Source organism: Paraburkholderia sp., from assembly GCF_035948235.1.
Lineage (GTDB): Bacteria > Pseudomonadota > Gammaproteobacteria > Burkholderiales > Burkholderiaceae > Paraburkholderia.
Genome location: NZ_DASZJJ010000243.1, coordinates 1 through 10,846 on the forward strand (window position 1 = coordinate 1; position 10,846 = coordinate 10,846).

8 protein-coding genes and 1 pseudogene are annotated in these 10,846 nt (G+C 63.3%); 3 read left to right on the forward strand and 6 right to left on the reverse strand.

The genetic code is table 11. The features are described 5' to 3' along the window. Nucleotides 1-635 (reverse strand): annotated as a pseudogene (locus tag VG320_RS21225) (glycosyltransferase); the annotation flags it as partial. A gap of 554 nt (nucleotides 636-1,189) precedes the next feature. After that, nucleotides 1,190-1,573, reverse strand: coding sequence for a lactoylglutathione lyase (gene gloA / locus VG320_RS21230; RefSeq protein WP_103707888.1), 384 nt, complete (start codon nucleotides 1,571-1,573; stop codon nucleotides 1,190-1,192). A gap of 219 nt (nucleotides 1,574-1,792) precedes the next feature. Here gloA and panE point away from each other — a divergent pair, with 219 nt between their 5' ends. Beyond that, the gene (gene panE, locus VG320_RS21235) at nucleotides 1,793-2,737 is read left to right on the forward strand and encodes a 2-dehydropantoate 2-reductase (protein WP_327202035.1); all 945 of its coding nucleotides are present in this window, start codon (nucleotides 1,793-1,795) and stop codon (nucleotides 2,735-2,737) included. Between the two features lie 21 nt (nucleotides 2,738-2,758). Here the strand turns inward: panE and rsmA are convergent, their stop codons facing one another. The 4 genes from rsmA to VG320_RS21255 form a co-directional block, all read right to left on the reverse strand. Further along, nucleotides 2,759-3,598, reverse strand: coding sequence for a 16S rRNA (adenine(1518)-N(6)/adenine(1519)-N(6))-dimethyltransferase RsmA (gene rsmA / locus VG320_RS21240; RefSeq protein ID WP_327202036.1), 840 nt, complete (start codon nucleotides 3,596-3,598; stop codon nucleotides 2,759-2,761). Between the two features lie 9 nt (nucleotides 3,599-3,607). After that, nucleotides 3,608-4,633, reverse strand: coding sequence for a 4-hydroxythreonine-4-phosphate dehydrogenase PdxA (gene pdxA / locus VG320_RS21245; protein ID WP_327202037.1), 1,026 nt, complete (start codon nucleotides 4,631-4,633; stop codon nucleotides 3,608-3,610). Nucleotides 4,634-4,655: 22 nt separating this feature from the next. Beyond that, nucleotides 4,656-6,029: a peptidylprolyl isomerase gene (locus tag VG320_RS21250; protein ID WP_327202038.1), complete on the reverse strand. Its 1,374-nt coding sequence runs from the start codon at nucleotides 6,027-6,029 to the stop codon at nucleotides 4,656-4,658. A 101-nt stretch (nucleotides 6,030-6,130) separates the two neighbouring features. Continuing rightward, on the reverse strand, nucleotides 6,131-8,515 hold the full coding sequence (locus tag VG320_RS21255) for an LPS-assembly protein LptD (protein WP_327202039.1): 2,385 nt from the start codon (nucleotides 8,513-8,515) through the stop codon (nucleotides 6,131-6,133). Nucleotides 8,516-8,776: 261 nt separating this feature from the next. Here VG320_RS21255 and VG320_RS21260 point away from each other — a divergent pair, with 261 nt between their 5' ends. Both VG320_RS21260 and murU read left to right on the forward strand, forming a co-directional pair. Further along, nucleotides 8,777-9,826: an aminoglycoside phosphotransferase family protein gene (locus VG320_RS21260; RefSeq protein ID WP_327202040.1), complete on the forward strand. Its 1,050-nt coding sequence runs from the start codon at nucleotides 8,777-8,779 to the stop codon at nucleotides 9,824-9,826. 30 nt (nucleotides 9,827-9,856) lie between these two features. Beyond that, on the forward strand, nucleotides 9,857-10,567 hold the full coding sequence (gene murU / locus VG320_RS21265; protein WP_327202041.1) for an N-acetylmuramate alpha-1-phosphate uridylyltransferase MurU: 711 nt from the start codon (nucleotides 9,857-9,859) through the stop codon (nucleotides 10,565-10,567). The last annotated feature ends 279 nt before the right edge of the window (nucleotides 10,568-10,846 follow it).

Below are 10,846 nucleotides of genomic sequence, written 5' to 3' on the forward strand. Positions count from 1 at the left end.
ATTTTCGCAACGGGGTAATTCCACAGCAAGAAACCAAGGATGGCGCCAATCAGAGCAAGAGACATCGAGACAATCAGACTGTCGTCGACAGCATGGGCCACACAGGCGATTGATGCGAGAATCAGAACGGCGACGACTGAAGCCAGGCCATTCAAACCGTCGATGAGGTTAATCGAGTGCACAACGCCAGCGACGCCGAGAATGGTGAACGCAAATGCAGCGACGGGAACAACAAGCAGCAAGTCAAGCCCCGGCACGCTTGTGTGCGTGACGATCGCCGGCATCGCCCAGCAAGCCAAGGCTGCGGCGTTCATCGCGCAGACAAGGCGCAAACTGGCGCTGATCTGTTTAGTCAGATCTTCGGTGAAGCCCGCCAGGAACGCAGGCGAAGAACAAATCAGCAGCTGCCAGTATTGGTGGCCCGAGACACGACCAGCGTATTCTTCGTAGGCGAAAGCAAGCGCGAACCCCGCGAAGAGCCCCAAACCACCGATGCGAGGCACCGCGACGCTATGGATCTTTTGAACGCCATCCAGATCGCCATCCATGGACAATCTCCCATGGATATGTTTCAGGCGTACGGTCAACATGACGACAATAAAGGACACCAGAAACGCACTTAGCAAGATTGACATCGAGGTTTTCCTTTCAAGTGCCCACGATAGGTAACCCAGCGTTCAATCGGAAGCGCGGGCTGCTGGAGCAAAGGCGGCAGATCGCCGATGCTCCGAGTTTTCATCCCTTGGAACCGAGTTTACGTTTGAATACTGAGCCTGACAGTGTCGTTGCTCGATCGAGAATGGCATATAGGAACAGTCCGAAATACGCGAAGAGGGTGCCTTTCGCCGATCGAGCGCATATATCGAAATACGGCTCGATGCAGTCGTGACCGATCACCACAGGTATCACACGATCCTAAAATCAGGATTCCGAAACATTTGTATCAATTCGTTTCTAAACCATAAAGCGCGGGTGCGCCAAAAAATAATAAGAGCGCCCAAGAGATTGACGCTATAGAAATACTTCTATTTTCGTTCGAATTGTCAATCGAATTTTAAATATTAATCTTTAAATTTGTACAAATCGCCCATTAATCTCGTTTTAATTGCTGGCGACGTGCATCAAATCAGGGGCTTCTGAAGTTACTTGAGGGCGGCATCAGAGCGCTCCCATGCCGCCCCACTCATCCTTACTTCTTCTGAATAAACTCGATCTTGTACCCATCCGGGTCGGTGACGAACGCGATCACGGTGGTGCCGTGCTTCATCGGGCCGGCTTCGCGCACGACCGTACCGCCCTGCTCCTTGATCTTCGCGCAGGCCGCATAAGCATCCGCCACTTCAACAGCCAGATGCCCAAAACCCGTGCCGAGGTCATACGACGGCGTATCCCAGTTATGCGTCAGCTCAATGACGGTGCCATCACGCTCATCGGTGTAACCCACAAAGGCCAGCGTGAACTTGCCATCGGGATAATCTTCGCGGCGCAGCAGTTTCATGCCGAGCAATTCGGTGTAGAACTTGATCGAGCGGTCCAGGTCGCCGACCCGGATCATCGTGTGCAAAAGGCGCATGGGGACTCCAGTTTTTTGCCATCGTCAAAAGCGGGACTCTACCAAAATCTTTCCTGCCCTGCCGACGTCGGCGCCGCGCCCCGCCGTGCCCCGCGCGAGGTCTGCCCGGCAAATCCCATCGATTTGCTCTAGGATGATCGCCATCCCGAATCGGCCGCCCGCGCCACGGCGCCAGGCGGCCGGCCTTTGCGAACGACGATAGAAGAGACAGGAGCAGACATGCGGATTCTGGTAGTGGGTGCAGGCGCGACGGGCGGCTATTTCGGCGGGCGGCTCGCCGCCGCCGGGCGCGATGTCACGTTTCTGGTGCGCGAGGCGCGTGCGGCGCAACTGCGCGCCGATGGCCTCGTGATCCGCAGTGCACATGGCGGCGATCTGACGCTGCGCGATCCGCAGACGGTCACGCGCGAGCAACTCACCGCGTCTGGCGCGCCGCCCTACGATCTCGTGCTGCTGAGCTGCAAGGCCTACGACCTCGACGATGCCATCGATTCCTTCGCGGCCGCAGTAGGTCCTGAAACGGTGATCCTGCCCCTGCTCAACGGCATGCGCCATCTGGAGATCCTGCAGGCGCGCTTCGGCACCCAGGCGGTGCTCGGCGGCGTCTGTCTGATCGCCTCGACGCTCAACGACAAGCGCGAAATCGTCCACCTGAACGACGCCCATGCAATCACCTTCGGCGAGCTGGGCGGCGGCGTGTCGGCGCGCGTAGAGGCCATCACGGCGGCGTTCAGCAACGCCGGCTTCAACCTCAAGGCGAGCGAGCGCATCCTGCAGGAGATGTGGGAAAAGTGGGTGTTCCTGGCGTCGCTCGCGGGCAGCACGTGCCTGTTTCGCGCGCCGGTGGGCGTGATCGTCGCGACGCCCGATGGCGCGGCCACGATCGAGCGTCTGTTCGCTGAATGCCGCGCCGTGGCCGCGGAACACGGCCATGCCGTGCGCGACAGTTTTCTGGAGCGCTCGCGCGCGATGCTGTTCGCGACCGGCTCGACGCTCACCGCGTCGATGCTGCGCGATGTGCAAAACGGTTCGCGCATCGAGGCCGATCACGTCCTCGGCGATCTGATCCGCCGCGGCGGCGCGGCGCAACGCGCGTCGAGCGAGTTGTCGGTGCTGCGCATCGTCTACAGCCAGCTCAAGGCCTACGAGGCGCAGCGCGCCTGAACCAGAAAGGGAAAGCGGCGCTTATTGCGGCGCCGCTGCTCCCAGCGCCTGCGCGACACGCACGTATTCGTCCACCGGCACGTCTTCCGCACGGCGCTGCAGATCGAAGCCAAGCGCCTCGAAATCCAGGCGCTCGCGGTAATCGGCCAGCGTGTTGCGCAGCATCTTGCGGCGCTGCGAAAACGCCGCCGTCACCAGTTCGCCGAGGATCGCCGCATCCACCTTCGGCAGTTCGTGCGGCGCGTACGGAATCATGCGCACGATCGCCGAATCCACCTTGGGCGGCGGCTGGAACGACTCGGGCGGCACGTCCAGCACCTTGTCCATCACGTAGCGGTACTGGAGCATCACCGTCAGGCGGCTGAACGCCTTGGTGCCCGGTTCGGCGATCATGCGCTCGACCACTTCGTTCTGCAGCATGAAATGCTGGTCGATCACCCGTTCCGCGAAGCTCGCAAGGTGGAACAGCAGCGGGCTGGAAATGTTGTACGGCAGGTTGCCGACGATGCGCAGCGAGGGCTTGTCGCCCTCTGCCGCCAGCGAGCCGAAGTCGAACGCGAGCGCGTCTCCCGCGTGCAGTTCGAGCAGCGGGCCAAACTTCTTCGTCAGGCGTCCAATCAGGTCACGGTCGAGTTCAACCGCATGCAGCGGCGCTTCGGGCGTGGAGAGGCGCTCGATCAGCGGCTCGGTGAGCGCACCCAGCCCCGGACCGATCTCGACCATGCGTTCGCCGCGTTGCGGGCGAATGATGTCGACGATCGACTCGATCACATGCGTATCGACGAGAAAGTTCTGACCAAAGCGCTTGCGCGCGAAGTGGCCCTGGTGCTGTTTGCTCGATTTGCTGCTGCTATTGGACATCTTGATCTTCTATTGAATGGCGCGGCGGTGACGCGCCATCGAAACGGCTGTGTCGATGGCGGCGATCAGGCTGCCCGCGTCCGCGCGGCCCGTGCCGGCGAGGTCGAGTGCGGTGCCATGATCGACCGAGGTGCGCACGATCGGCAGGCCCAACGTCACGTTGATGCCCGCGCCGAACGTCGCGTATTTCAGGACCGGCAGGCCCTGGTCGTGGAACATTGCCAGCACGCAGTCGGCCTCGTTGAGATAACGCGGCTGGAACAGCGTGTCGGCGGGATACGGGCCGCGCGCGTCGATGCCTTCAGCGGCGGCTTTTGCCAGTGCAGGCGAAATCGTGTCGATTTCCTCGCGGCCCAGATAGCCGTTCTCGCCCGCGTGCGGGTTCAGGCCGGTGACGAGGATGCGCGGCGTGGGTACGCCAAAGTGGTGGCGCAGGTCGTGATTGACGATGCGCAGCGTTTCCAGCAAGCCGTCGATGGTGAGTGCGGCAGGCACGTCCTTGAGCGGCAGATGAGTCGTCGCCAGCGCCACGCGCAAAGGTCGCGCGCCGGTGCCCGCCAGCATCATCACCACGCGCGGCGTGTGCGTGCGTTCGGCAAGGTATTCGGTGTGTCCGGTGAACGGCACGCCGGCGTCGTTGATCGTGCTCTTTTGCAGCGGCGCGGTGACGATGGCGTCGAATTCCTGCGCTACGGCGCCGTCTATCGCACGGTCGAGCAAAGCGAGTACGTAAGGGCCATTGGCGGCGTCCAGCTTGCCGGCCTTAGAGGGCGCGGCGAGCGCGAGGTGTTCGACGCTCACCTTCTGGCCCGTCTGCACTGCCGCCCAATCGACGCCCGCCGAGCCCGCACGTGATTCGATCAACGCGCGGTCGCCCAGCACGACGAATTCGGCATCCGGCCAGTGCGCCGAGGCGCCCGCCAGTGCCGCCGCCGTCAGCTCGGGGCCGACGCCGGCCGGCTCGCCGGTGGTGATGGCGATGCGGATCGGCCGCGGTCCCCGCGGCGCTGAAGATGAAGAAGCGGGGACGTTCACGGCGCGGTTCCTTTCAGGCTGATCAGTGTTGCTGCGGCGGCGTCATGCCGCTGATCTTGTAGTCGACGTAGGCCGTGTCGCGCAACTGGCGCAGCCAGTCGGCGTAAGCCTGTTCGGCCTTGCGCTGGCCGATCGCCTGACGCGCCAGATCCATCTGCTGCGCAACCGAGCCTTCAGCTTCGCGGCGGCCCAGCACCTGGATCAGGTGGTAGCCGTATTCGGAGCGAACCGGCTCGCTCAGCTGGCCGTCCTGCAGCGTGTTCATGGCGCGCTCGAATTCAGGCACCGTCTCGCCCGGGCTGATCCAGCCGAGGTCGCCGCCCTGCGAGGCCGAACCGTCCTGCGAGTAGGTACGCGCGAACTTGGCGAAGTCGCCGCCCGCCGCCACTTCGCGGCGGATTTCCAGCAGCTTCTGGCGCGCTTGCGGTTCCGACATGCCGTCGCCCACGCGCAGCAGGATGTGGCGCACGTGCGTCTGCGTGAGCTGCGGCGCGGCGGCGCTCGTGCCCTGCCCCTGGCGGCGCTCGACCAGACGGACGATTTCAAAACCGTCGTTGGTGCGGATCACTGCGGGATTCACTTCGCCCGGACGCAGCGTGGACGCCGCCGTCACCCATTCGGGCGGCAGCTTCGACGGTGCGAGGAAGCCCATGTCGCCGCCCTTGCTGGCGTCGGCGGCCTGCGAATTCGACTTCGCGAGGCTCGAGAACTTGCTGCCCGACTGCGCCTGCTTGAGCAGCGCGTCAGCCTTCTTCTGTGCGGCTTCGATATCGGCTTCCGGCGCGTTCAGCGGCGCCTTGATGAAGATGTGCTCGAAGTGCAGGTCGCTTTGCTGGCCGGCGTTCGGCCCGCGCTGGCTGGCGATGTAGTTCGCGACTTCGGCATCCGACACCGAAATCTTGCTATCCACTTCCTTCTCGCGCAGCTTCGAGAGCGTGAGTTCCGTGCGCGCGTCCTTCGTGAAGGTCGCCCACGGCACACCAGCGGCTTCAATGCGCGTGCGGTAGGTGGCCAGATCCATGCCGTTGGCCTGGGCGAGGCGTTCGAGCGTGCGGTTGACCGAAGCGTCGTCCACCGTGATGCCGTCTTCCTTGGCCTTTTGCAGCTGGATGCGTTCGAGCACCATCTGGTTGAGCACCTGGGCGCGCAACTGGTCCATCGGCGGAACCGGCGCATTTTGCTGGCTCAGGCGGCGCGAGATGAGCACCACGCGCTCGTCGAGCTCGCGCTGCGTGATCACGCCGTCATTGACGACCGCGGCGATCAGATCGACCGTCTGGCCGCTGCCGCCCTGCGAAAGCTGCTGTGCGTAAGCCGGGGCTGCCGGCATCATGCCTGCGACGGCGAAGAGACTCGCAGCGTACGCTGCCAGGCGAAGCTTTTTCATGATTCCCACAGATACTCCAAGGTTGGCGGGCAGCTTCGCCCGTCTCTAAGCACCGACTCGCGCTGCACCGGAGCGCGGCCCCTTAAAGGCCGCGTCAGCCGGATCACGCGTTATTGATAATCCGTGAATCGCGACGGCGCCGGCGGCTGGCCGGGCAACTGCGTATAGCCCGGCACACCCGCGCGGAAGGCCGCAACCAGGCCGTTGTCCACGTTCGACAGGCCCTTGAGCGTGAGCTGCGCAAGGAAACGCGTCGCGGAGTTGTTGCCGCCGGTCGAGTTGATCCCGTTCGCATAGCGCTGGATACCGATACCGAGCGCCCAGCAATCGGCGTCGTACTGCATGCCGAGCAGACCGTCGACGATCTTGTGGCCGTTCAGATCGTAGTTGAAGCGGCCCACAGCGTACACCCGGTGCGAGAACGGCCATTGAGCCGAAATCAGAACCTGGTTGATTGGCTGGTTGTCGAGCGTGCTGCTGTTCTCGCGCGTGTAGCGGTACGCGACATTGAGCACGCGGCTCGGTCCCGGGCTGTAACCGAAGCCGATGCTCGCCTTCTCCAGCTGATTCTGGTCCGCATTATATTGGAACGCAGTTTCCGACGCGAAACCGCCCCCGATCTTCAGCGACATGCCCGCGATCAGGTCCGAATGCGCCGCGCCCGTGGTGGTCTGATCCTGCGTGAGCGTGACGCGCTGGTCGCGGAAGTAATACTCCTGGGCGAGCACGAAGCGCGCACGTTCGTCGCCTGACGCCGCGTCGATGAAACGCGTCGTCAGCGCGGCCGTGATGCGGTTCGCGTCGGCGATACGGTCGTCGCCGACGAAGGTGTTCGGCGTGAAGATTTCCGCGAGGCCGAAATCGGCTTCAGCGGTATCGAAAAGGGGCGCGAACTCCTGGTTGCGATACGGCGTGTACACGTAGTACAGGCGCGGCTCCAGCGTCTGGATATAGTCCGTGCCGAACAGATGCACCGAGCGGTCGAACACCAGCCCCGTATCGAAGCTGAAGGTCGGGATCGACTCGGTGAAGCTCTTGGGCGTGCCGGCGGGCGAGCCGAAGGTCGAATTCGAGCCGATGTTGCTCAGGTTGTACGACGCGAAGTGCCACTGCACCTTCGGCGTGACGAAGTAACCCGGGCCCGCGAGCGAATACGACAGGTACGGATTGAAGACGACGCGATCGCCTTCGGTTGCGTCGGATTCGGTGATGCGAAAGCGCGAATAGTCGGCTTCCGCGCCGTAGTCGAAACCGTCGACGTTGTACTTCGCGTACTTCACGTTCAGTTCGGGCTCGCGGCCATACGGCGCCTGCGAAGGCGCGAGCGTCTGCCAGTGCTGCCAGCGCCCGAGCACGGACCACGGACCGTTGTTGTATGTCACGCCCGCTTCCTGCTGATACAGCATCTGCGTGCCGTTCAGGAACTGGTTGGCGGGCGAAGCCAGGTCTTCCGGATAGGTGTTGTCCGAGACCTTGTTGTAGTAGATGTAACCGCCGAACCCGTTGCCGAAGTTCTGGTTGTGCTGGATGAACAGCGCGTAGCGGTTAGTCTTGGTGATCGCGTCGTCGGGCAGGAACGTGCCGGTGATCGAGCCCGAGTAATTGGCCGACAGATACCGGTAAGTGCCCTGCAGGAACACGCCGCGCTTCGAGATCAGCTCGGGCGTGAACGTGAGGTCGCGATTCGGCGCGATGTTGAAGTAATACGGCAGCGAGATTTCGTAGCCGTTGGTCGAGCTGATCGAGAACGTCGGTGGCAGCAGGCCGCTGCGGCGGTCGCCCGAGAGCGGGAACGAAATCCACGGGCTCGCGAAAATCGGCATGCCCTGGAAGAACAGCACGCTGTTGTGCGCGACGCCTTCGTCGGCGCCCGTGTCGAAGTCGAACTCGGTGCCCTTGATGTACCACGCCGGGTCGGTCGAGCACTGGCAGGCCGTATAGGTGCCGTTGGTCAGCACCGAGCGCTCGTTGTCGAGCAGGTCGGCGCGCTCCGCGCTGCCGGAACCGCCCGTCACCGAAAAGTGATACTTCGGCGTGGTCATGAAGCCTTCGTTGGCTTCGACCTTCAGATGCCCTTCGGGACCGGCGAACGTCGTGCCGCTCTGGACCACCACGACATTGCCGTAAGCATCGGCCATGTCGGTGTCCTGGTCGTAGTGGAGCGCATCGCCCTTGACGATGTTGGTGCCCTGGCGCAGCTCGGCTGCGCCCTTGACGGCGGCGTCGGTGCCCGAGGTCCCGGTGGTCGAATCGCCGAGTACGAAGGTGGCGGGGTGCTGCCCCGTCGCGTTGGGCGTGTCCCCTAGCTGCGGAGCCAGGCGCAGGCTCCACGCATCGTCCAGCCGCTCGGCCTGCGCGGATGCGCCCGAGAGCTGGGCGTGCGCGAACGCGGGCATGAAGCCCGGCACGGCCACGAGTGCCGCGATGAGCCGCCGCTTGCCCGGCACGCCGTCGTCACTGTTGGAGATCGTCTGGAAAAACTGTCTGGGCGGCATGTATGGTTTTGGCGTATCGGCCCGGCCGGCTGCCCGCCCATAACGGCTGTCCTGCCGGTGTCGGGCACGCTCCGGGCGAGAAACCGGAACGGCGTCGATCAGGGCAAGGTTGCGCACAGTTATTTACAATTCATCGGATGATGGACTGAAGATAAGTGCGGCAGGCGAACCGTCGTGCAGGCTTTGGCGCGAGTCGCGTCAAAAAAGTCGTGGGGTATTATATGGCAAGACGTTGATCCACTGATTTTGCCTCTGGTTTACATGACCTTCTCCGAGCCGTCCTCCCCTGCCGACGCCCGCCGCGACCAGCTCGCCGCGTGGCTTGCCGGCCACGCCGCCACCTACGCCCTGGACCTGGCCACGCTTGCGCCGGCCTCCGCCGACGCGAGCTTTCGCCGCTACTTCCGCCTCGCCAGCGCGGGCGAACACGGCGCGACGCTGATCGCCGTGGACGCCCCGCCGCCCGAAAAATGCCGCGAGTTCGTCGAAGTCGCGGGCCTGCTGGAAGCCGCGGGCGTACACGTGCCGCGCGTGCTCGAAGTCGATCTGGACGCCGGCTTCATGCTGCTGACCGACCTCGGCACCGAGCCCTACCTGCAGGCGCTAGTCGTTGCCGGTCCTGGACCGCGCTCGCGCACGCTGATGCGCGACGCCATCGATGCACTGGTGCGCTTCCAGGCGACTTCGCGCGAAGGCGTGCTGCCCGACTTCGACGAAGCCTTCCTGCGCCGCGAAATGGAGCTGATGCCCGAGTGGTATCTGGAGCGCCATCTGGGCCGCAAAATCGACGACGCCACGCGTGGCATGCTCGACCGCACCTTTGCGCTGCTGATCGCCAGCGCCCGCGCCCAGCCGCAGGTCTTCATGCTGCGCGACTACATGCCGCGCAACCTGATGATCGCCACACCCAATCCCGGCGTGCTCGATTTCCAGGATGCCGTGTACGGGCCGATTACCTACGACATCGCCTCGCTGCTGCGCGACGCCTTCCTGAGCTGGGACGAGGAGTTCGAGCTGGACTGCTTCGTCCACTATTGGGAACGCGCGAAGAAAGCGGGCCTGCCCGTCGATCCGGACTTCGGCGAGTTTTACCGCCAGCTCGAATGGATGGGCCTGCAGCGCCATATCAAGGTGCTGGGCCTGTTCTGCCGCATCAACTATCGCGATAACAAGCCGCATTACATGGCGGACCTGCCGCGCTTTCTCGATTACGCGGGCAAGGTCGCGCGCCGTTATCGGCCGCTCGCGCCGTTCGCGCGGTTCATCGACGAGTTGCAGGGCACGCAGGCCCAGACCGGCTATACCTTCTGAGCGTTCCTATTTCATGACAAGGTCGAATTCATGACGCGCGCCCGTACGGCGATGATCTTTGCCGCCGGGCGCGGCGAGCGCATGCGCCCCCTCACCGACACCTGCCCGAAACCGATGCTCGAAGCGGGCGGCAAGCCGCTGATCGTGTGGCAGATCGAGCGCCTCGCGGCGGCTGGGTATACACGCATCGTCATTAATCACGCGTGGCTGGGCGAGCAGATCGAGGCTGCGCTGGGTGATGGTTCGCGTTTGGGTGTGCAACTGCTTTACTCTGCCGAGCGCGATGCGCTGGAGACAGCCGGGGGTATCGCTCAGGCGTTGCCGCTGCTGGAGCGGGACGGCGAGCCGTGTGTGTTTCTGGCCGTCGCTGGCGATGTGTATAGCGATTTCGATTTCGCGCGGCTGGATGAGGCTGCAGTGGCGCTTGCCGCGCGTGCGGAGCCGGGGATGCATCTGGTGATGGTGCCGAATCCCGTGTTTCATCCGGGTGGGGATTTCGCGTTGGGCGCCGATGGGGTGCTCTCGGCGGACGGTGTGCCGCGTTATACGTTTGGCAGTATTGGGCTGTATGACACGCGGATGTTTCGCGATCTCGAACCGGGTACGAAGCAGGCGCTTACGCCGTATTACAAGGCGGCTATTGCGCAGCGGCGGGCGACGGGTGAACTCTTCGAGGGGCGCTGGGAGAACGTTGGGACGGTTGCGCAGCTCGCGGCGCTGGATGCTGAGTTGCGGGGCTGAGCTTTAGGTGTTTGGTGTTTGGCGTTTCGCCTTTGGCATTTCGTCTTTGGCGTTTCCTTGAATTCGTGTCGGTCTATTAGCGTTGCCCCTGTGCGGGGCGGCAGTTACTTTTCTTTGCCGCGGCAAAGAAAAGTAACCAAAAGAAAGCCGCTCACACCGCTAGTGTGACGCCGTCCACCTCTATTCGTATAGCGGAGTGGTGACTGGGCATTGATCGCACCTCTCGCCATAAAACGAAGTGACAAAGGACTCATTCATCCCGTTGCTCGCTTCGCTCGC